This window comes from Patescibacteria group bacterium, from assembly GCA_041653535.1.
Classification (GTDB): domain Bacteria; phylum Patescibacteriota; class Patescibacteriia; order JACRDY01; family JACRDY01; genus JBAZFH01.
Window position 1 is genome coordinate 164,374 of record JBAZFH010000002.1, and the last position, 19,803, is coordinate 184,176.

Annotated in this window: 24 protein-coding genes; 16 read left to right on the plus strand and 8 right to left on the minus strand. The window is 43.6% G+C overall.

The genetic code is table 11. The features are described from left to right. The first annotated feature begins 178 nt into the window (after positions 1–178). Positions 179–715, plus strand: coding sequence for a hypothetical protein (locus tag WC310_02715; GenBank protein ID MFA5358704.1), 537 nt, complete (start codon positions 179–181; stop codon positions 713–715). A 58-nt stretch (positions 716–773) separates the two neighbouring features. Here the strand turns inward: WC310_02715 and murE are convergent, their stop codons facing one another. Next, positions 774–2,111 carry a UDP-N-acetylmuramyl-tripeptide synthetase gene (gene murE / locus WC310_02720; GenBank protein MFA5358705.1) on the minus strand — a complete coding sequence of 446 codons (1,338 nt, stop codon included), beginning with the start codon at positions 2,109–2,111 and terminating at the stop codon, positions 774–776. A 177-nt stretch (positions 2,112–2,288) separates the two neighbouring features. Between murE and WC310_02725 the strand changes: the two genes are divergently transcribed. Both WC310_02725 and WC310_02730 read left to right on the plus strand, forming a co-directional pair. Next, positions 2,289–2,516: a hypothetical protein gene (locus WC310_02725; GenBank protein MFA5358706.1), complete on the plus strand. Its 228-nt coding sequence runs from the start codon at positions 2,289–2,291 to the stop codon at positions 2,514–2,516. Further along, positions 2,494–3,276 (plus strand): hypothetical protein, encoded by a 783-nt coding sequence (locus tag WC310_02730; protein MFA5358707.1) that lies wholly within the window; start codon positions 2,494–2,496, stop codon positions 3,274–3,276. Before WC310_02725 ends, WC310_02730 begins: the two co-directional genes overlap by 23 nt. Positions 3,277–3,635: 359 nt before the next feature. On the opposite strand, the gene WC310_02735 is transcribed toward WC310_02730, so the two are convergent. Next, positions 3,636–5,138, minus strand: coding sequence for a phosphoribosyltransferase family protein (locus tag WC310_02735; GenBank protein ID MFA5358708.1), 1,503 nt, complete (start codon positions 5,136–5,138; stop codon positions 3,636–3,638). Positions 5,139–5,347: 209 nt separating this feature from the next. Continuing rightward, on the minus strand, positions 5,348–5,599 hold the full coding sequence (locus WC310_02740) for a hypothetical protein (protein MFA5358709.1): 252 nt from the start codon (positions 5,597–5,599) through the stop codon (positions 5,348–5,350). A gap of 99 nt (positions 5,600–5,698) precedes the next feature. Here WC310_02740 and truB point away from each other — a divergent pair, with 99 nt between their 5' ends. Next, complete coding sequence (truB, locus tag WC310_02745; protein MFA5358710.1) at positions 5,699–6,358, plus strand: tRNA pseudouridine(55) synthase TruB; 660 nt, start codon at positions 5,699–5,701, stop codon at positions 6,356–6,358. A 29-nt stretch (positions 6,359–6,387) separates the two neighbouring features. On the opposite strand, the gene WC310_02750 is transcribed toward truB, so the two are convergent. Beyond that, positions 6,388–7,203, minus strand: a complete 816-nt coding sequence (locus WC310_02750) for a bifunctional 5,10-methylenetetrahydrofolate dehydrogenase/5,10-methenyltetrahydrofolate cyclohydrolase (GenBank protein MFA5358711.1) — start codon at positions 7,201–7,203, stop codon at positions 6,388–6,390. A 281-nt stretch (positions 7,204–7,484) separates the two neighbouring features. Here WC310_02750 and rny point away from each other — a divergent pair, with 281 nt between their 5' ends. The 3 genes from rny to WC310_02765 all read left to right on the plus strand — a co-directional run bounded on the left by rny (position 7,485) and on the right by WC310_02765 (position 10,241). Beyond that, the gene (gene rny, locus WC310_02755) at positions 7,485–9,005 is read left to right on the plus strand and encodes a ribonuclease Y (GenBank protein MFA5358712.1); all 1,521 of its coding nucleotides are present in this window, start codon (positions 7,485–7,487) and stop codon (positions 9,003–9,005) included. Between the two features lie 67 nt (positions 9,006–9,072). After that, a complete protein-coding gene (locus WC310_02760) occupies positions 9,073–9,891 on the plus strand; it encodes a TIGR00282 family metallophosphoesterase (protein ID MFA5358713.1) in 819 nt (272 codons plus the stop codon). Positions 9,892–9,941: 50 nt separating this feature from the next. Beyond that, complete coding sequence (locus WC310_02765) at positions 9,942–10,241, plus strand: HU family DNA-binding protein (protein ID MFA5358714.1); 300 nt, start codon at positions 9,942–9,944, stop codon at positions 10,239–10,241. A gap of 108 nt (positions 10,242–10,349) precedes the next feature. Here WC310_02765 and clpP read toward each other — a convergent pair whose 3' ends face one another. The 3 genes from clpP to WC310_02780 form a co-directional block, all read right to left on the minus strand. After that, complete coding sequence (gene clpP, locus WC310_02770) at positions 10,350–10,937, minus strand: ATP-dependent Clp endopeptidase proteolytic subunit ClpP (GenBank protein MFA5358715.1); 588 nt, start codon at positions 10,935–10,937, stop codon at positions 10,350–10,352. 175 nt (positions 10,938–11,112) lie between these two features. Then, positions 11,113–12,105 carry a bifunctional oligoribonuclease/PAP phosphatase NrnA gene (locus WC310_02775; GenBank protein ID MFA5358716.1) on the minus strand — a complete coding sequence of 331 codons (993 nt, stop codon included), beginning with the start codon at positions 12,103–12,105 and terminating at the stop codon, positions 11,113–11,115. Between the two features lie 50 nt (positions 12,106–12,155). Then, positions 12,156–12,503: a ribosome-binding factor A gene (locus WC310_02780; protein ID MFA5358717.1), complete on the minus strand. Its 348-nt coding sequence runs from the start codon at positions 12,501–12,503 to the stop codon at positions 12,156–12,158. A gap of 168 nt (positions 12,504–12,671) precedes the next feature. On the opposite strand from WC310_02780, the gene infB reads away from it, so the two are divergent. Both infB and trxA read left to right on the plus strand, forming a co-directional pair. Continuing rightward, a complete protein-coding gene (infB, locus tag WC310_02785) occupies positions 12,672–14,678 on the plus strand; it encodes a translation initiation factor IF-2 (GenBank protein MFA5358718.1) in 2,007 nt (668 codons plus the stop codon). Positions 14,679–14,704: 26 nt separating this feature from the next. Further along, positions 14,705–15,028: a thioredoxin gene (gene trxA, locus WC310_02790; protein MFA5358719.1), complete on the plus strand. Its 324-nt coding sequence runs from the start codon at positions 14,705–14,707 to the stop codon at positions 15,026–15,028. A 34-nt stretch (positions 15,029–15,062) separates the two neighbouring features. Here trxA and WC310_02795 read toward each other — a convergent pair whose 3' ends face one another. After that, the gene (locus WC310_02795; protein ID MFA5358720.1) at positions 15,063–15,848 is read right to left on the minus strand and encodes a helix-turn-helix domain-containing protein; all 786 of its coding nucleotides are present in this window, start codon (positions 15,846–15,848) and stop codon (positions 15,063–15,065) included. Positions 15,849–16,101: 253 nt separating this feature from the next. Between WC310_02795 and WC310_02800 the strand changes: the two genes are divergently transcribed. The 7 genes from WC310_02800 to WC310_02830 all read left to right on the plus strand — a co-directional run bounded on the left by WC310_02800 (position 16,102) and on the right by WC310_02830 (position 19,620). Then, the gene (locus tag WC310_02800) at positions 16,102–16,986 is read left to right on the plus strand and encodes an amidohydrolase family protein (GenBank protein ID MFA5358721.1); all 885 of its coding nucleotides are present in this window, start codon (positions 16,102–16,104) and stop codon (positions 16,984–16,986) included. An 11-nt stretch (positions 16,987–16,997) separates the two neighbouring features. Beyond that, positions 16,998–17,693 (plus strand): phosphopantothenoylcysteine decarboxylase, encoded by a 696-nt coding sequence (locus WC310_02805; protein ID MFA5358722.1) that lies wholly within the window; start codon positions 16,998–17,000, stop codon positions 17,691–17,693. Then, positions 17,680–18,339: a flavoprotein gene (locus WC310_02810; protein ID MFA5358723.1), complete on the plus strand. Its 660-nt coding sequence runs from the start codon at positions 17,680–17,682 to the stop codon at positions 18,337–18,339. The genes WC310_02805 and WC310_02810 overlap by 14 nt, the downstream gene beginning before the upstream one ends. A gap of 31 nt (positions 18,340–18,370) precedes the next feature. After that, complete coding sequence (locus WC310_02815) at positions 18,371–18,628, plus strand: hypothetical protein (GenBank protein ID MFA5358724.1); 258 nt, start codon at positions 18,371–18,373, stop codon at positions 18,626–18,628. A 1-nt stretch (position 18,629) separates the two neighbouring features. Next, entirely contained in the window at positions 18,630–18,887 is a 258-nt protein-coding gene (locus tag WC310_02820; GenBank protein ID MFA5358725.1) for a hypothetical protein, read from the plus strand. Between the two features lie 102 nt (positions 18,888–18,989). Beyond that, positions 18,990–19,361, plus strand: coding sequence for a hypothetical protein (locus WC310_02825; GenBank protein MFA5358726.1), 372 nt, complete (start codon positions 18,990–18,992; stop codon positions 19,359–19,361). A 34-nt stretch (positions 19,362–19,395) separates the two neighbouring features. Beyond that, positions 19,396–19,620 (plus strand): hypothetical protein, encoded by a 225-nt coding sequence (locus WC310_02830; GenBank protein ID MFA5358727.1) that lies wholly within the window; start codon positions 19,396–19,398, stop codon positions 19,618–19,620. Positions 19,621–19,803 lie beyond the last annotated feature (183 nt).

Below are 19,803 nucleotides of genomic sequence, written 5' to 3' on the forward strand. Positions count from 1 at the left end.
ACAGGAAACCCCGCACGACCAAAGCGCCCCGAAGCGGGGCGCGAAGAGAGTGCGGGGAGGACGTCAAGAAGCTCTATATGAAGAAAATTATCTTTATAATAAAGTGATTTTTAAGTGTGAGAAAGAAGTTATTTAATGTTGTATACTTCATCTATTGACAAAAAAATAGTAATATGATATGATCCATTATCAAGTTCATTTCAAAACAAGAAGGAGACGTTTGATGGAAAAATTGTTTTTGGTGTTTTTTGTGGTTTTCGTTTTGGCTTTCGTCGCTTGCGGCGAAGTCACCGAAACTACGACCGCGGCGCCTACCGCGGGAACGCAGTCCGAAGCGGCTGCTGCGGAAATCAGCGATACCAACGACGATGACGACACCGCCGATGAATATCGGCAAGACCTGATTGCCGAGGTGGTATATCAAGAAATCGGTACGCCGGATGTAAGTTTGGCGTATCAGCAGGCAGTCGCGGTTTTTGACGCTACGCAAGTAGCCGGTCTCTTCAAGGTCGGTTCCGTTTTGGAACTGTACTTTTATGTTGAAGACTCCGGTCAGACCGCGGCGATTATCGATTACTGCCAAGTTTTGCGCAGCGGCGGAAGCGCCGAGGCGCTCAACTGCGTAGTTCAGTACGACGCTCTGGCGGGTCGTGATCTCTTTGCGGCGTTCGCGGAGGAACGCCAGTACTGGCGTTGGCGCGTTATGGAAAAATGACCATCGCCAAACAAAAATGAACAACAAAAAGCGGCACCTACGGGCGCCGCTTTTCTAATTATTCTATTTTTCTATTTACTTTTTTTAATTCCTCCCGCGCAACAGCGCGTTCATCCCAGGGGATTTTTTTGTTGTTTTTGACAACTATGGCTTGTTCGCTACCCTTACCTGTTAGTAGTACAATATCGTCTTGCGTTGCTAAAGAAAAAGCTTTGGCAATCGCCTCGCGGCGGTCCATGATTTTGAAAAGATTTTGACCTTCGATTTTGCCTTTACCTTTGGCACCGTTGGCAACTTGATTGATAATTTCCCGAGGGTCTTCGTCATAAGGATCTTCGTTGGTGACGATAACGTAAGCTGCGTTTTGCGCGGCGATGCCGCCGATAATCGGTCGCCGAGCTTTATCGCGCCCGCCTCCGGTGCCGCCCAAAACGTGAATTATTTTAGCTGCTGGTTTTTTTAGGGCGAGAACTGTTTCATACAGTTTATTCATAGCGTTTGGCTCAAAAGCGTAATCAACAATCACGCTAAAATTCTGTCCCTCGTCAATCACTTCCAGTCTGCCCGGACACGGTTTAGTTTGTGGCAGAAGCCGAGCAATATCAATCAGATTTTTTCCTAGAGAATATAAAACAGAAATCGCAGCTAGATTGTTGTAAGTATTAAAAGCGCCAAGCAGCGGTGAGGTAAATTCGACTTTACCAATATTAAATCTGCTGCCGGTGGCGCTTGCTTCAATACTGGACGCAATCAATGGCTGAGGGGAAATATTGGTTAGTTTTTCTGAAAGGGAAAAAACGATTTTTTGGTCAACTTCAAAGTTTAGAAAATCTTTGGCGTGCTCACTGTCGATATTGGCGACGATAGTGCGGGGGATTTTTTTGCCAGCGATAACTTTACTTTTTCTTTTTTCCAGATCGGCAAAAAGTCGCAGCTTGGTTGTTTTGTAGTTATTAAAACCGCCGTGAGCTTCGAGGTGTTCCGGTGTCAGGTTGGTAAAGACCAAAATATCATAAGCGATACCGACGTGGCGAGATTGCAGTATTCCTTCTGAAGAGGTTTCGACCACAGCATGAGTGCAACCGGCTTGAAGCATCTGGCGTAAAAGTTTTTGGGTTTGTAGCCGACCAAGCATGGTCATTTTTTTGTCATTGAGCCATTCCTTGTTGCCAACTTTAAAAATAGCGGTCGAAGACAGACCAACGCGGTAGCCGGCTGCTTCGAGTAGTTGAGCGGTAAGATAACTGGTCGTGGTTTTGCCGCTGGTGCCGGTAACGCCGATGATAATCATTTTATTTGCTGGAAAACGATAAACCACCGCGGCGAGTATTGCCAGACAGTAGTGGTAAAGGAAAAATATCTGTTTAGGAATAATTTCTTTGAGTAAGCGTTTCATAGGTATGGTTTTTTTAACTTCTTGTATCCTATCAATACTTGGGTTTTTAGTAAATATGTTCATTTAAGCATAAATAGTTGACAAAAATAGAGTAATATGCTAATATTTTAGAATTGAATTTTGACAAAAAAACAAAGAAATAAAGAAACAATTTCAGATATCAGAAGGAGGTGCAAGATGCTCAAAAAATTTAGCCGTTGGCTAAAATTGGCGTTTAGTCGCCGCAAAAGCAAGGAAGAGTTCCATTTTATTTTCCCGACCACGCTGCCGGAAATCATGGCAGCAACAAAGAAGTGGAAAAGTGGTCAGAGGAAGCGAGGAGATGCTTCCGAAAAGGTTCCTTTTTGGGCTGGCTATCCTTATTTGTTCTGTTGTAGTTTTTTTGTCACCGGGGGTAATCAGTAATATCTTGCACACCCTGGGCGCATCAGACGGCATGGCTACGCTCAGTGCCGTGTTTGGCGGTACTATAATCAGCTATTTCTCATGGCAGCTGGTTAAGTATCTGGTGCGTAGTCGTCAGGCAAAAAAAAGTAGCGGTAACACGAGCGAGGTGGTTACCGCGGATGATGTTCGGACCTACCTCGAGCACTTGTTGGGCGAGGAAGAAATCCGAACGATCGGTTACAGCAGCCGCTTCGCGACTTTGCGGCAACAAGTTGAAGCGGCAATACTCTTTGGTACAACAAAGAGTAAGCAGGTGAAGTCGCGAATTGAAAAGCTTGGCACTCGCGCCGGAGCGCATTTATTTGACGCCCGGGAAAAATTGAATACGGCGCTGGAAGGACTAGGTACGAGCAAAACCAAACTCGATACTTGGTATCAAGAGACGGTTGAACAACTGTCTGTCGTGAAGGCCGAGATCGCCGAGATCGTCGATGCTGTTGACGACGCGACTCTTATGAGGGAGGTTGACTCGTTTGTTCACGATCAGGCCGCATTAGAACTGGCAGTCGACAATCATGTCGAACTCTCGACTGTCGCTTTGGCGGTCAAGCTTAATCAGTTTTCCGCTTCAGTCGATACGATTATGGCTGAAGCTAACATGGACCGCCTTTTGCGCGGTCCGCAGACCGAACTGGTCAAAAACCATAAAACCATCGCCGCGGCGGTGGAAGGACTTGAAACAGCCAGGCAAAAGTTGGCGGCAAAATCCGCCGCTTAATATTAAAAATTCAAAGAGGATGCCACACGGTATCCTTTTTTCATTTTAACCAGATAAACCACCCCGCATGTGCGGGGTGAGTGCGTTTAAAAGCGTAGTTTTCGGACAAAGAGAAGCAACACCTTTATTTTGTTGACCATCTTTCGCCCTTATACCGCCTGCCTGCCGGCAGGCAGGGGCAGTCCGCCAGTTGGCGGACCCCAAACCCCCATGGTTCTAACAATTTAATATTTTTGAAATGAGGTTAAAGACTTGGTTGGCATGGGTAGTAATTTTTTTTTAAGATAATACTAATAGGTATTTTTTGATGGTTATAAAAACCCCGCGAAAATTAATTCGCGGGATTGTGAATGGTTTTTTTAACTTTTCATTGCGCCGCAAGTGCCATGGCGACGCTGTTTTAGCCGTTCAGCAACGCGATTTTCCGCTTCCGTTACAGAAGTCGGATATCGTTTGGTGATGCAGCCAAGACACAGTTCCTTTTCTGGCACGTCTAGCGCCTGCAGTAATCCAGCCATCGAGACATAATTAACGCTTGTCGCCTTCATTTCTTCCGCAATTTTGATCGGATCGCTACCATGACGGTGAGCGATCAAATGCCGCGCATCCGGCGTGTCAATGCCGTAAAAACAAGAACCGATAATCGGTGGCGAGAAAAAGAAGTAGTGTACTTCTTTTGCTTCCAGACTGAGAAGCGCCTCGATTATTTTTTTAGCGGTGTTACCCCGAACGTTGGAGTCGTCAACCACTGCAACGCGTTTGCCTTTGACAAACTGCTTGAGAAACAAGAATTTGTCTTGAATCGCGCGTTTCCGTTTTTCTTGGCTGGTTTCCTGGAAAGATCTTTTGTTGCCGACTTTAATCACCGCGCCAACCTTGAAAGGTACGCTGAGTTCGTGAGCGAACTGAGCGGCGGCAGAAAGAGCAGAGGCGGGAATGCCGATAACTACGTCGATCTTGCCGGCAAATTTTTCTTTGTATTCGTTGGCCAGGGTCTGACCCAGGCGTTCACGAACTACTTCGACCACTTGTTTTTTGAACGCCGAGTCCGGTCGCGCAAAATAAATGTACTCGAAAAAGCAAAAGGCCGAAGTGTCGACGCTTTCCGGCTTGTGGCGGTAAACTTTCAAGTGCGGAGCGGAGGAAACAAAAACCATTTCTCCCGGACTGATTTCTTCAATCTCGCAGTAGTCGGTGCCAAAGGCGTGAAAAACGCTGGTTTCGGAAGCAAACATCACTTCACGTAATACGCCGTCTTTGTACCTTTTAGCCATTGTCAAAGGTCGAATTCCTGCCGGATCGCGAAAAGCCAATAATCCGCGCGGCAGCAAAACCAGGTTTGACCAGGCGCCGACTTGTTGCTTATTGACCGCTTCGACAGCGGCAAATAATTTTTTGGCGTATTTGTCGTGAGATCTGGTTTGAGCCACTCGCCGTTGTCGCATTTCACGCGACAATAATTCGTCGGTGATTTCGATATCGAGCTGCGTTTGGAAAATTTTTCCATCCGAATGAAAAAGTTTTTTCCGCAACGAAACCGAAGAAATCAGGTCGCCGTTTCCGCAAATAGCCGTACCTTGACCGATGTATGGCTGGATATTGCGTTGTAGGGAAGCCAGATCATCGCTACCAGTTGTGGCGTAACGAGTATGAGCAATGCCAAGTCGTCCGGGAAAATCCTGATAATTGATATTGAAGTACGCCACTTCAGGTGGCGCCACTGCGCCAATCTCAAAAAGTCTTCCTTGGCAAAATGTTACCGCCCGCGTCGATCTGTCGCCCCGATTTTGCAGACGTCCGGCTGCTTGAACTAATCGGGAGATGACTTGATCACGACCGATTATTCCCACAACTCCGCACATATCGCCCTCCTTTTATTTGTAGTCGTAGGCACGCAAGTTGGTTGTTATTGATAAAAAGAACGAGAAGCAATATCTTATCTCCAAAGAGGCTTTGTGTCAAACAAGAAAAAAGATAAAAAATAAAAAAAACGCCTTTTCTCTTGTGTCGAGAAAAAGCGTTAAAGACCCGACTGATAGACCAACATTTTAGCCCCCTGATTTTCGTGGTTTTAGATCACGATCATTTCCGCTGCTTCGAAGAGTGTTATTTTTTTCTTCCGGAAATGATTGATAACGCATCGTACTTCGGGTAGAGCCAAATGTTGGCATTTTTTAACTCTACAGATGCGATCGATTTCGTGCATCAGCCAGTTTTCATCTCCTTTCTTGTCTGTTTGCAAAAATTTTATCAACAAATCTCGTACTTTTTCTTCCGGACCCACTTTTTTGTTTATGGGTTTTTCTTTGCGCGGTTTTTTCACTTTTATCACCCCCTTTCAGCGCAGATGAATTGTGTGTACTTTTAGTATACCGCCTCTTGAGTTAATGGTAAAATATGATATATACTGTATACTTCTTTTATGTTTCTTTTAGTTAACAAACCAACCGGTATCACCTCGCATGATGTTGTAAATGTTTTGCGCCGGATTACCGGAATAAAAAAAATCGGTCACGCCGGAACACTCGATCCGCTAGCGACCGGTCTTTTGATCGTGGCGATCAATCGAGAATCAACTAAGGAAATAGATAGATTTGTAAAGCTGGATAAAGAATATGTCGCGACAATCAAATTAGGAGCGACTTCTGACACCTATGATGCAGAAGGGAAAATAATCCCCGCTTCCAAATCACTAGCTCCAAGTTTGGACGAAATCAAAAAAACCATAAATGTGTTTATCGGCAGACAGCAGCAGATTCCCCCTATGTTTTCGGCTAAAAAAATCGGCGGCAAAAAACTGTACGATTTAGCTCGTGCCGGAAAAGAGATCGAACGCGCGCCAAGTGAGATAGAAATATTTTCAATTAAAATCTTAGAGTACAGTTATCCGATTCTAAAAATTAACGTTCATTGTTCATCCGGTACTTATATTCGTTCATTGGCAAACGATATTGGTGCCAGTCTCGGTGTCGGCGGCTATCTGGCTGCATTAGAACGGACTAAAATCGGAAAATACGAACTAAAAAATTCCGTCGCGTTGGCGGAATTGGATAAAAACAACTGGAAAAATTATGCGTCGTAATAACACGCGACAGAAAACAGGACTTGTGATTATTGATTTTTAACCACGTTCTCAAGTAACTTCGCCACTGTTACAGGACCGACACCACCAGTCGGTGGGGTGACTAGACTAGCTTTTTCTTTAATCCCTTCAAAATCAACATCACCAACGGTTTTGCCGTCAACAAAACTAATGCCGGCATCCATTATCACCACGCCGTTTTTGACCATCTCGGCGGTAATAATTTTTGGTTTGCCAACACCGGTGATCAAAACATCGGCATTTTTAATTATCTCGTTTCTATTTGACGTATCAATATCGCAAGCCGTCACGTCGTAACCTCTTTGCTTTAGTATCGCTAATATTGGCGAGCCAACTAGCTGACCAAGTCCGACGACTGCGATCTTGCAGCCAGACAATTCTATATTATAGTAGTTAAGTATTTCTAGTATCGCCCCGGGAGTCGGCGGGATAAATACCGGGTTGTCAGTTCGTAATCGGGCAATATTTACGCTAGACAGGCAATCAACGTCAAATTCCGGTCTGACCGCGTCCAGAATTTTTTTTGTATCAAAACCATCCGGCAGCGGCAGCTGGACGATCAGGGCGCTCAGTTCTTCCTTGTCTTGAATCCGTTCGATTTCCGTCAGCAAGTTTTCCTCGGTGGTTTCGTTCGGATAGCTGAAAAGTTTAAAACCAATGCCGATGTTTTCACATGATTGCCTTTTCTTATTTATATAAATAACCGAAGATTGGTTGTCGCCAACCAGCACCACGCCCAAAACCGGCGTCTTCGGTAAAGCCGTTATTTTTTCTTTTAGCCGGTCTAATACTTTGCCGGCAATGATTTTTCCCGCGACAATCATAAAGATAACGAAATTTTACCACAAAAATGCAATCTTGCAAGGAGCGGAAGGCTATGCTATGATACTAGCACTAATTAATTAAGACTTTTCTGCTAAGGAATAAGAATTGAGTAATTTTCTGAAAAACACCGAATTTCAGCATTTTCCCAAGATTTTGTGACTTTATCAACTCTAAATAACATCTGTCGAAAGTTTTTGTCACGAACCTGGAATAAAAAACAGGTCTAATTTTGGCTAAACTCATTATCTTGTTTTAAACAGCAGAAAAGGTAAACAATAATATGTTTGATCCCATTTTTTTTGCAGTTATCGGTTTATTTTTAGGAGTCGGCGGCGGATATTTGCTGCGCAAATTAATTCTTGGTCAGCGCGCTGCTTCAGCCGAAGCCAAGGCTTCAAAACTTTTAACCGAAGCTAAAAACAAACAACAAGAGTTATTACTGGAAGCAAAGGAGAAAGCCATCAAAATAATTGATGAGGCGAAAAAGGAAGAACAGGATTCCAAGCAAGAAATGCGCCAATTACAAAAACGTCTAGAACAGCGCGAAAGCCGTTTTGATCAAAAGTTGCTTGAGCTGGAAAACAAACAGCAAGAAATTTTCGACAAGGCGCAGCAGCTTGAAGCAGTAAAAAAGAAGATTCATGAGATTAAGGAAGAGCAGCTCGCGCGTCTGGAAAAAATCGCCGGTATGACTAAGGATCAGGCTGTCGAGGTGATGTTAAAAAACGTCGAAGAACAAAGCAAGGACACTATTCTTGCTCGGGTGAAAAAACTGGAAGCCCAGGAATCCGAAGAAGTGGAAAAGAAGGCTAGAGATATTGTTACGCTGGCTATTCAGCGTTGTGCCGGTTCACAAGCCGTAGAGTTGACTACTACGACCGTTGATTTGCCATCCGATGAAATGAAAGGCAGAATTATCGGTCGTGAAGGTAGGAATATTCGTGTTATTGAACAGCTAACCGGTACCGAGATTATCGTTGACGACACTCCGCAGGCAATCACTGTTTCCGGATTTTCTCCTATTCGTCGTCATATTGCCAAATTAGCTTTAGAAAAACTGATCGTCGACGGTCGCATTCATCCGGGAAGAATCGAAGAAGCGGTCAACGAAGCCAGAACCGCGATTGCCATAGATATTAAAAAGGCAGGTGAAAATGCTCTCTACGAGTTGGGAATCACCGGGCTTGATCCTAAGTTGGTACAAATTTTAGGTCGTCTCAAATATCGCACCTCTTACGGTCAAAATGTGCTCCAGCATTCCATGGAGGTTGCTCATTTGTCCGCGCTACTAGCAGAGCAGCTTGGTGCCAATGTTACAGTCGCAAAAAAAGCTGGACTACTTCACGATATTGGCAAGGCGGTTGATCATGAAGTCCAGGGTACTCATCCGGAAATCGGACGCGATATTGCTAAAAAATTTGGTTTACCTGAGGAAATTATTACCCCGATACTCAATCATCACGAGGACAAACCGCCGACATTGGAGGCTGTTATTGTCAAAGTGGCCGACGCTATTTCCGGTGCCAGACCAGGAGCAAGAAAAGATACTTATGAAAATTTTTTGCAGCGTTTGGAAGAACTGGAAAAAATCGCTACTTCTTTTGCCGGAGTGGAAAAAACTTATGCTATTCAGGCTGGTCGTGAAATCCGCGTCTTTATCAATGCTGACGAAATAAACGATCTGCAGGCGACTAAGCTTGCTCGAGATATCGCCAATCGTATCGAAAACGAACTCAAATACCCCGGTGAAATCAAGGTCAATATTATCCGCGAAATGCGCGTGATTGAATACGCCAGATAAAATCAATGATTACTAATTGGTAATTTAGAAATATTTTTTTACCAGCCAGACGGTCACTCTATAAAATATGATAAAAACGAATAACCTTAAAGTTTTGTTTTTCGGCGACGTCATCGGTAAAATCGGTCGGCGGGCGCTGGTTAAGGCTGTGCCGAACCTTCGCAAAAAATACGAAGCTGATTTGGTGATTGTCAATGTAGAAAATCTCGCTCACGGCAAAGGTATTACTCGTAAAACCTGGAACGAGCTGATTGAAAGCGGTATTGATTTTGCTACTTCGGGAAATCACATATTCAAAAAACCAGAAGGAGTAGAAATGCTCGACGAAGATATTCCGATTATCCGTCCGGCAAATTATGCACACAAAACTCCGGGTAAGGGTTACAAGATAATCGAAACCGCCAAGGGTCCGATAATGATAGTTAATCTTCTGGGTCAATTGTTTATCAAGGATGAACCGGTACCGACTAATCCTTTCACCAAATTAGCGGATATTTTAGCTAACGCCAAACCAAAAAAGGTTAAAATGGTCATCGTTGATTTTCACGCTGAAGCCACTTCGGAAAAAGTTGCCCTAGGTCGGCAATTTGACGGCGAGGTATCGGCGGTTCTTGGTACTCACACCCATATTCCTACCGCCGATATGAAAATTTTGCCAAAAGGCACCGGTTATATTACCGACGTCGGTATGGTGGGAGATAAAAATTCTATCTTGGGCGGACAGATTGAACCGATACTTGATGCTTATATGAACAAAGAACGCAGTTCACGTTTTGAAATATCGGAAAACGGCATCTGCCTGGCTAATTTTGTCTATCTGGAAATCGATACCGCCAAAGGCTTGACACGTAAAATAAAACGGTTAGACAAGGAAATTGTCGTATAGTATAATAAAAGAGGTAAAATTAGAATAAATTTAACCACAAGAAAAACCATATGAACAAAGCTACTCTAATCGAAACCCTAGCGCAAAAAGCCAACGTCTCAAAAAAACAGGCCGAGGATTTGGTTGACGCCCTGATGCAAACTATAATGGACACTATTAAAGACGGCGGTGAAGTTACTCTTACTGGTTTTGGTACTTTTTCCGCTCGCGTTCGTAAAGGTCGCGAAGGCATTAATCCGAGATCGAAAACTTCTATTACCATTCCTCCGACTAAAGTAGTCAAATTTAAAGCCGGTAAGGTTTTGAAAGAAACGCTCAAGTCTTCCAGCAATACTCCGGCAGCCGTATAAAATATAGAAAATATTTTTTAAAAAATACCCCGCGATAAGCGAGGTATTTTTATTTAGTTTATAGAAGTTAGGTTGTTTTAGACCGTAATTTTTCCGCGTAAACAAAAATTATTTGCTATTGATAATAATTTTATCGATAATGCCGTATTTTTTAGCTTCTTCTGCGTCCATGAAGAAATCACGATCGCCGTCTTTTTCTATTTTAACAACCGGCTGGCCGGTATGTTTGGCTAGCAGCTTATTCATTTTTTCGTGAACCTTGATAATTCTTTCAGCGCGGATTTTGACATCAGCAGCTTGTCCTTCGGCGCCGCCCATTACTTGATGAATCATTATTTCCGAATTAGGCAGAGCGTATCTTTTTCCTTTAGTACCAGCGGCAAGTAGCGTCGCTCCCATGGAAGCTGCCTGACCAACACAAATAGTGGCAACGTCACATTTTACATACTGCATGGTATCGTAAATAGCCAGCCCGGCAGTTACGCTGCCTCCGGGGGAATTGATATAAAGCTTGATGTCTTTTTTGCTGTCTTCAGCGTCCAAAAATAAGAATTGAGCGATGACAATGTTGGCGACAACATCGTCAATAGGAGATCCTAAAAATATAATCCGGTCTTTGAGCAAACGAGAATAAATGTCGTAAGCGCGTTCGCCGAACTGGGATTTTTCAATAACAGTAGGGATAAGGTAATTCATAAATTAAGATTTTAAGAAGTTAATTCCAAAAAGCCAGTTTTGTTTTTGGGAGATGAATAAATGGTAGCATTGATGCGGTTAATTTTCAAGAACTTTAGCTTTGTCTGAAAACACTGAAAATTTTGGCATTTATGAAAATAATAAAAAGAAAACGGGTATAAGAAGGTTTAAATATCTAATTAATAACCGTTACTTTCCAGCCCTTGCCTTCTACTTTTTCTATCCGTCCCCGTACCAAAAATCCGGCGGATTTTTTGTGCCCGCCGCCGCCATATTGACGAGCGATTTCCGACACATCGACGTCATCACGAGTGGTGCGCAGACTGCCGCGGACAAAACCGCCATCTTCTTCTTTGAAAATGATTACTGCTTTTGCCGTACCAAGGTTGTTTAAAAAATTTGCCACGCCGGCAAAATCATCAGGTGATACTTTGTTATCCTCTAAATCTTTAAGGGTGATGGCAGTGGTGGCTATTCCTGTTTGCGGGTCTTCTTCTAGGCGCAGGAGGGCAATTCCCCAAAGATGTAAAATAGGCAGTTTTTTGTTTTGCCAAGTATTTATTGTTACTTCTTGCAGTCGTGCGCCAAAACCAAGCAGTTCAGCGCCGGTACGTAAAGCGGTAAAAGTCGTTCCTAGATTTGTGAAATTTTCCGTATCGGTGACCAGTCCTGTCAGTAAGCAAGTGGCGATATCTTTGGTTATTATTATTCCCATTTGTACAAAAAGATTGTAAACTATTTCGCAAGTAGAAGAAGCGTCGGTTATTACCAGCGAGATATCAAAAAAATTCGGTTCGGGGTTTTGGTGATGATCAATATTGATAAAAGTTGTTCCTGTTTTTTTTATTTCACGTAGCTTTTCTTCGATGCCGGAATTTTTTAGTTGACCAAAATCAACCATGACGACCAGATCGTATTCTTTCGTATAAATTTCTTCCGGGTTGTTTTTTAAAAAATTAACTCCGGGTAAATAACTCAAGCTGGCAGGAACGGGATAAAGATTGAAAATCGTAAAATTTTTTGTGATACTTTTTAGATAATGACCAAAAGCAAAACAAGATCCGAGGCTATCTCCGTCCGGTTTGGGAATTGAGTGCCCCAAAATCAAAATTTTTTTTGAAGTCAATATTTTATCTAAAATTTTTTGGGCTAAAAATAGATCAACCATAAATTAGTGTAGAAAGGGTAAGCGTAAAATATAGAGAGGGGTATATTTTTTTATTTTTTACTCTCCTGGCGGATTTGCTCAAGCAGTCTTTCTACTTCTTGTGCCGCCATCGCTCCTCGGTCAATGCGAAAAGACAGTAGTGGGGTAAATTGCCAATCCAGTTTGGCAGCCAATAAACGGCGCAATTCTTTGACGCTATCGCGCAGCTTACCATAAACAATACCAATATTTTCTTCGGGGCTGACGGTTATCCAGATTTTGGCGGAGCGCAGGTTTGGAGATATTTGCGCGCGCAAAACAGTTACCAAAGAATCTTTTGGCAATTCGATCTCTCTTGCTATGATTTCGCTTAATTTGTCGCGCAGCACTTCTCCGGCGCGTTGGGCTCTATTAGACATAAGTTCACTATATTATAGCACAAAATGATTTTTGTAAAGGTGCGGCAGGTAAAAGACGGAATGTATGATATAAGATTTGTAATTTTTAATCTCCAGCCGTTAGCCTTCAATCATTTATTTCCAAATTGACTTTTTGTCATAAATAACGTAAACTTTTGAATACTTGTTATGAATGTTACTGAGCTAGCACGAAAACTAAGAGTAACAACAAAAGAGCTACTGGAACTTTTGCCGCAGCTTGGTTTTGATATTGGCGCGCGAGCGATAAAAGTTGATCCGCGGGTAGCGTCGCAAATTTTACGGGAATGGCCGCGTTTTTATCGTGAACATCAGGCTAAGCTTGAGGCTATTCGCAAGCAAAAATTAATCGAAGAACGTAAGCTCAAAATGCAGGACAGCGGTCCGGTAAAACTGTCGGCAGTGATGACTGTCCGTGAATTCGCGGAAAAATTGGAAGTGCCGGTCAATCAGGTGATCGCCGAACTGATGAACAATGGAATCTTGGCAACGCTTAATGAGAGAATAGACTATGACACCGCTGCCATCGTGGCGGAAGGTTTTGGTTTTACGGTAGAAAAGTCGGAAGATGTCGCTTCCGACGTTGATATCGATAAGGATAAAAGAATAAGAGATATCCTTGATAGTGCTGATAAAGAAAAATTGCAAGCACGTCCGCCGGTAGTAGTGGTGATGGGTCACGTCGATCACGGCAAAACTAAATTACTCGACGCTATTCGTAAAACAAACGTTATTGATACGGAACACGGCGGTATTACTCAACACATCGGCGCGTATCAAACCATTTTTCAGGGACGGGCGATCACTTTTATCGACACTCCTGGTCACGAGGCTTTTACTACTATGCGTTCCCGCGGTGCCAAGGTCGCCGATATCGCCATACTTGTAGTAGCTGCCGATGATTCGATAAAACCGCAAACCGTGGAAGTAATTCAGATTTTACAGGCGCTCAATTTGCCTTTTATCGTGGCGATAAATAAAATCGATAAACCAGATGCCAATATTGAAAAGGTAAAACAAGATTTGGCGCAGCGAAATTTATTGCCAGAAGATTGGGGCGGCAAAGTTGTTTGTGTGCCTATTTCCGCTAAACAAGGAACTAATATTAATCAACTTCTGGAGATGATCTTGTTGATTATGGATTTGAATAAAGAAAAAACTATGGCCGATCCTACCGGTCCGGCATGCGGTACTATTATCGAAGCTCATAAAGATGCCGGCGAAGGAGCCGTGGCAACATTGTTAGTGCAAACCGGTACTTTAAAAGTAAATGATATTTTGTCTATTAATGGCGCTTTTTACGGTCGGGTGCGGGCGATGAAAGATTGGATCGGCAAAGATGTTTTTGCCGCTCCGCCGGGAATGCCGGTCAAGATTTTAGGTTGGCGGGCGGAAGCCGCGGTCGGTGATATATTAGAAGTCGTATCCGATGTCAAAAAACTAAACGAACAAAAGATAAAGAAGCAAAAACCGTCGTCTGTTTCTAGCGCCGTAGTAACGCAAACCGAAAATTCCAGCGAAGAAGACGAGGAGAAGATAAAGACTCTGAATATAGTTTTGCGCAGCGATGTACTGGGTTCGACCGAAGCGATTGTCGAATCTTTGGCTAAACTAGAAATTCCGCATGGTGTAAAGTATAAAATAGTTTCTCAAGGGCTGGGTAATATAGTTGAATCCGACGTTTTGCGTGCCGAAGGCGACAACGGCGTGGTACTCGGTTTTAACGTTCAGGTTACGCCACTGGCTAATAAAATAGCGGATGAAAAAAAGGTAGAGGTAAAAACCTATAAAATCATTTATGAGTTGCTTGATTTGGTAAGAACAAAACTAAACGCTATGATTGAAGTAGAGATTAAAGAAAACGATATCGGCAAGGTGGAAGTTTTGGCGTTATTTAGAAAAGATAAGGTTGGTCAAGTGGTTGGCGGTCGTGTTAAGTCTGGCAAGATAGAAACCGGAGCCAAGGTTCGCGTGATGCGCGAGAATCTTGATTTAGCGCGACTGAAAATTTTGGAGTTACAAACCACCAAGCAGATAGTCAAAGACGTAGAGAAAGGTTTTGAATGTGGTATTAAATTAGAAGGAAAATTTGAGGTAGCTGTTGGTGATACGCTGGAAGTCTATCAGGAAGAAATGATAGAGAGAAAAGTAAAATAATTAATGATTAACAATTAATAATTTATATGTCTGAGATTATATTAGATGACAAAAATTTTGAGGCAGAAGTACTCGCCTCTGACGTGCCGGTGCTTGTAGATTTTTATGCCGTTTGGTGCGGTCCGTGCAAAATACAGGGGCCGATGATTGATGAATTAGCCGAGGAGATGAAGGACCAAAAAGTAAAAATCGCCAAACTGGACGTTGACAAAGCGCCGGAATTTTCCCAGAAATACGAAATTATGTCTGTTCCTACCTTGATTATTTTTAAAGGCGGGCAAATAGTCGAACGCATGACTGGGATGAGAACAAAAGAGGAATTAAAAGAAAAGTTGGAAAAGTTAATATAATATAATAAGTTTTTAGAATATTTTAAAACTCCGTTTATTGGGCGGAGTTTTTTAATATTATCCCGCTAGACACGGACCACAATCCTTCAAATATCGCGAGCATGGTATCGTGAAATTCTTTTGATTGGATTAGTACTGCCGACAGTTCTTTGAGTGAAGAAATAATCAGCACTTTGTCATCGTAAATATCGATGACTGAAGAAAATTTTCCGTACATTACCGGCGGCAGGACGCGAGGGTTGCGTTCCAGGAGCTGTTGCGGGGTCATTAGTTTTTGACTTTCTTGGTATTCCCAGAGCGATCGGCTGGTAATACCTTTGGCTTGGCGGGTTTCCACGAAATATTTGGCGTAATTTTTATCAAATTCAGAAAAAAAGTTTTTAATGGGAGAAATAATATCCCAGTGTTTTGATTTGCAGTAGAGTGCGTCTTCGATTACTGTTTTTACGCCCTCGATCCCTTCATAGTGATAGACGCTGATTTTATTTTCCGGCTGTTCCATGCTTTGTAGCAGGAGCGGGATAATAGCGGAGATTTCACCTTTTTGTTTTTCTAGCATTCTAATTTTTTCTTGGAGCAGGTTTTGGATGTTTTTCGGGTCGGTGGCGGTGAAAAGTATTTTTTGTCCGGAAATTTTTTTCCCGACCAGTCCCTTGTCTGTCAAAGTGCCTAGGGCGTGATAAATTGTCGTCCGGTTAACGTTGGTTTGTTTGACCAGTTCATTTACCCCGATCGTCGAGTATTTCAAAGCAGCGAGGTATATCTTTACTTCAGTTTGCGTCAGACCTAGATTTTTTAGAGAGTCGGTGATTTGGGACATATTGGTAGTTGGTAGATGGTAGTTGGGGATTAGGGTCAAGAGAAATAAGAAATTGGAAATGACTATTATAATAATATTAGTTATTGATGGTTTTGTCAAAGATTGTTTGTAATGAAATATATTTAAAATTAGATAAAAAATTTATTTGTTTATCAATAGTTATAAACACATATTAACACTTTTGGTATTTAGCTGTTAAATATAGGTGGAAAAAGAACATTAAAAATTGAAACAAACAAAAAGGAGGATAACGATGATTATCGATGTCCATACCCATACTACTACGCACGATCTGTGGGATTTACATACCAAAACCGCCACACTGACCGATCTGGAAGGATTGGCCGCGCAGTACGACGTCAGGAAAATCATCCTGATGGCAACGTATTTTCCGACCAAAGGCACGGGACTGCACAATTTGGATCTGCTGCGCCGAATCGGAGAAAGCAAACTTTTTGCCATGTGCGCCAGTCTAAACGCTATGACTGCTGACGGTCTACACATCGGTCTGCAGGAGATCAGCCTCTTGGCGCGAGAAAAAATGATCGTCGGGATTAAGCTCTATCCCGGTTATCAAAATTTTCACCTTTCCGATCGACGAATCGATCCACTGTATGAGCTCGCGGAAAAGTATCGTTTGCCGGTGACGGTTCATACCGGTGAGTTGCATCACTGCTGCCCGGTCAAAGATCGGGGAGAGGGTCGCGGTCGCTGCGGTCAAGTCTGCCCGATTGACGAGTGGCAAAATTTGGCGCGACCGTCGCAGATTATCGAAGCAGCGACACGCTTTCCCGAAGTCAATTTTGTGCTGGCACATCTGGCCAATCCCTACTTCAGTGAGTTGCTGTATGACGTGATGGCAGTATTGCCAAACGTCTACACGGATATTTCCGGACAGTTTCGTTCGGGAACAGAAGAAGCGACTGAGGAATACAAAGATGAAGTGTTGGCGCAAATCAAAATGTTTATTTCGTCAGGGCAAGCCGGCATCGATCGAGTGATGTTTGGTACAGACTTTCCTATTCAGTCTTACGCCGACACGGTTGATTTCGTGGAACGGCTGGGACTAGGTAAAGAAGACAAGGAAAAAATCTACTGGCGTAACGCCGCAAGGCTGTTTGCGTTGGATATAGGGTAAGGAGACGGAATATGGAAAGAAAAAGAATTTTGGTTACCGCCGGGTCCACAGTAGTGCCTATTGATCAGGTGCGAGTTATTTCCAATATCTTTAAGGGCAAAACCGGAACGGCTATTGCTGCACATTTTGCAGAGCGAGGACACGGCGTGACTTTGCTCACCTCAAATCCAGAGCTGCTTGAAGATTACCGCGAGATCAGCAATGGCTGGAATATTCAGGTGGTGAAATTCCGGACGTTCAACGACCTGGCTAGCGCAATGAAAAAGCTGATCACTGCCGGCGCATATGACATGATCGTTCATTCGGCCGCAGTCAGCGACTATCAGGTCGCTCAAGTACTGACGAAAGATGTAGGAGGTCAGTTGTTGCCACTAGACGCTGGTACAAAAGTTTCTTCTCGGCACGGCAAGCTGTATCTGGAAATGGTGCCGACAGCAAAATTGATCGACAAGATTCGGACCGATTGGGGTTTTGCCGGCTATCTGGTCAAGTTCAAACTGCAGGTGGGAATCGGCGACGGAGAGCTAGTCAATATCGCCCGTCAGAGCCGAGCTGATTCGGCATCAGACCTAATCATCGCCAACTGTCTGGAGTGGGCCGCTCAATATGCCTATGCTATTGGGTCTGATAATACGGCAGAGAAAATTTCGCGGGAAAAAATCGGCGAGACGATTGAAAGGAGGGCGGGTTGGTATGACGAAAAATAAAGTTTTACTCGGGCTGACTGGGAGTGTAGCTTCCAAGCTCGACAGGCAAATTGTGGCAGCGCTAAAAGCAGAAGGTTGCGAGGTGATCGTTGTTCCAACTATTGCTTCGCTGTATTTCAGCTGGTCTCTCAAGCTCGAGTTTGTTAAAGCGTTGCTAGCAAGCAAGCTTGGCTTACTTGGTAGGATGTTAGCGCGGGTAATCGAGCTATTGTTTCCAAGCAAACTCGGAGCGCCGGTAGTTACCGATGCCGCCGAATGGCGCGGACTCAACTACAAAAAAAATATGCCGATCGAGCATATTGTCTTGCGCGACTGGGCTGATGTGCTGGTAATCGCGCCGCTGTCGGCTAACACGCTTGGCAAAATCGCAAACGGTCTAGCAGACAATCTACTGACTTGTATTGTCCGCGCTTGGGATCCGGCCAAACCAGTTGTGCTGGCACCGGCTATGAATACCAAGATGTGGCAGTCGTCGTTTACCGCAACGCACTTGCAAAGTTTGAAAAATATTTTTCAGCTGTGTGTAGTGCCACCGGTAAGTAAAAAGTTGGCTTGCGGCGATGAAGGAGTTGGTGCACTGGCTGCTATTACTGACATCGTCGCTGCTGTCGGCGTTGCCACAAAATCGTCTCTCGACGTTGTCTAGTTGCAAATAACCTGAAAAAAAGGAGCGGTCAATGGAAGCGTACAAAACAGTTTGTCCAGATTGCGGCTATGTCCGGTTTTGGACCGGTTGGAAAACCGGTTTGGGCAAGACCAAAGAACAGCTGGAACAGATGAGCCGTGATTTCAAGACATGCAAGAAATGCGGTTCGGTTAACGCCAAAACCGGTTCTGACCGTGAGTCTGAAATAGGCCGCGATTTTGCTGCCATGGACAAAGAGGCAGTGCGAGTCATTGGCGATTTTATCAAAGAACGGTTGGGGGTAAAATAGAATGAAAGTCCGTGTTTATGGAGAAGATAAGGCAGGACTTGTCGCTGATACAACGGTGATTCAAATAACGTGTCCGCATTGCAACAGCGATCTGGACGTGACTTTTAGCGACATCAGTCGTTGTGCCGGTTTTCGTCACGATGTAGATGCTTGCGGAGTAAGGACTTGCTGCGGTGCCTGCAATCAGTATTTTCTCATTTCGCAAGACAAGATGCCAAAAAATTGGCTAAAGGCGTTATTTCCGCCTGATGAGTTTTGAAAAAAAACAAAACCCCGTACCAAGTATGGGGTTTTTAAAATATTGACTTTTTTCTGTTATTATTCTAAGTTATATAGTTAAATAAAAAAGGAGGGCGTTAACATGTACAGAGACATTGAACCGGATGGACGCGTCCGCAGCGTTCTTTTCGCGGGATGGCTGGTTGTTGTGGGGTTGATGATCACCGTATTCTTTTTTCACATTTTAGGAAAGGTTGCTTGGGGGTTGTTTATTGCTCTTTATTCTTTGCCCTGGTGCATTTGGGGGTTTGTCACTATCGGCGCTTATGTTTTGCAGTTTAAAATGAACATGACGATGGGTAGTGGCAGTAAGGAAAAAAAAGAAGATTGGCGACGCGGCGGCAACAGACGGTACAGATATTCTGGTATTCCGGGGGGAAATTCCAGTGGTCTTTGGAATCAAGGTCGGGTTTGGGATCCGGAAAAAAACCAATGGGAAGAAAAAAAGGAGTAATGAGACGACTTAAATAACGCGAGGAGGGGAGAAAATGAACCGCGTTAAGCAAGAGCCAAAACCCGGCAGAAAGTGCGTTCTTTGCGGTATGCCGCTGAGTATGTACAATCCAAACAATCAGTGTTTTTGTCATCAAACAGGGTTGAAAAACGACCCCTTGTTTCTACGAGTAGAAAAAACTGGTTGTTTTTCAACTGGAATTCGGGGCTTCGATTTTCGTCGGACCATGTCCGACTACGAAGGAAGATCGGTTGATTAAAAATCTATCCGCCCGATACACTAGTCGGGCGGATTTTTATTTTCTTGAAAAAAAAGGTTAAAAGTAGTACACTGCTACTGCTTTATTTGGTAGCTGCGGATTGGTGGTTGATGATTGGGATCTAGAAAATTTTTCTAACCATCCGCCTACGTCCGCCGCCGCGGACTTCGGCGAGGCAAGCTA

Bases quoted from the DNA above. Each gene is read 5' to 3' on its own strand.
- WC310_02795 (MFA5358720.1), bottom strand. From the start codon at position 15,848: ATGTCCCAAATCACCGACTCTCTAAAAAATCTAGGTCTGACGCAAACT.
- WC310_02775 (MFA5358716.1), bottom strand. From the start codon at position 12,105: ATGGTTGATCTATTTTTAGCCCAAAAAATTTTAGATAAAATATTGACT.
- WC310_02750 (MFA5358711.1), bottom strand. From the start codon at position 7,203: ATGATTGTCGCGGGAAAAATCATTGCCGGCAAAGTATTAGACCGGCTA.
- murE (MFA5358705.1), bottom strand. From the start codon at position 2,111: ATGAAACGCTTACTCAAAGAAATTATTCCTAAACAGATATTTTTCCTT.
- WC310_02820 (MFA5358725.1), top strand. From the start codon at position 18,630: ATGAAAGTCCGTGTTTATGGAGAAGATAAGGCAGGACTTGTCGCTGAT.
- truB (MFA5358710.1), top strand. From the start codon at position 5,699: ATGTTTCTTTTAGTTAACAAACCAACCGGTATCACCTCGCATGATGTT.
- WC310_02800 (MFA5358721.1), top strand. From the start codon at position 16,102: ATGATTATCGATGTCCATACCCATACTACTACGCACGATCTGTGGGAT.
- WC310_02715 (MFA5358704.1), top strand. From the start codon at position 179: ATGATCCATTATCAAGTTCATTTCAAAACAAGAAGGAGACGTTTGATG.
- WC310_02825 (MFA5358726.1), top strand. From the start codon at position 18,990: ATGTACAGAGACATTGAACCGGATGGACGCGTCCGCAGCGTTCTTTTC.
- WC310_02810 (MFA5358723.1), top strand. From the start codon at position 17,680: ATGACGAAAAATAAAGTTTTACTCGGGCTGACTGGGAGTGTAGCTTCC.
- WC310_02765 (MFA5358714.1), top strand. From the start codon at position 9,942: ATGAACAAAGCTACTCTAATCGAAACCCTAGCGCAAAAAGCCAACGTC.
- WC310_02780 (MFA5358717.1), bottom strand. From the start codon at position 12,503: ATGTCTAATAGAGCCCAACGCGCCGGAGAAGTGCTGCGCGACAAATTA.
- clpP (MFA5358715.1), bottom strand. From the start codon at position 10,937: ATGAATTACCTTATCCCTACTGTTATTGAAAAATCCCAGTTCGGCGAA.
- WC310_02815 (MFA5358724.1), top strand. From the start codon at position 18,371: ATGGAAGCGTACAAAACAGTTTGTCCAGATTGCGGCTATGTCCGGTTT.
- trxA (MFA5358719.1), top strand. From the start codon at position 14,705: ATGTCTGAGATTATATTAGATGACAAAAATTTTGAGGCAGAAGTACTC.
- WC310_02830 (MFA5358727.1), top strand. From the start codon at position 19,396: ATGAACCGCGTTAAGCAAGAGCCAAAACCCGGCAGAAAGTGCGTTCTT.
- WC310_02725 (MFA5358706.1), top strand. From the start codon at position 2,289: ATGCTCAAAAAATTTAGCCGTTGGCTAAAATTGGCGTTTAGTCGCCGC.
- rny (MFA5358712.1), top strand. From the start codon at position 7,485: ATGTTTGATCCCATTTTTTTTGCAGTTATCGGTTTATTTTTAGGAGTC.
- WC310_02760 (MFA5358713.1), top strand. From the start codon at position 9,073: ATGATAAAAACGAATAACCTTAAAGTTTTGTTTTTCGGCGACGTCATC.
- WC310_02735 (MFA5358708.1), bottom strand. From the start codon at position 5,138: ATGTGCGGAGTTGTGGGAATAATCGGTCGTGATCAAGTCATCTCCCGA.
- WC310_02805 (MFA5358722.1), top strand. From the start codon at position 16,998: ATGGAAAGAAAAAGAATTTTGGTTACCGCCGGGTCCACAGTAGTGCCT.
- infB (MFA5358718.1), top strand. From the start codon at position 12,672: ATGAATGTTACTGAGCTAGCACGAAAACTAAGAGTAACAACAAAAGAG.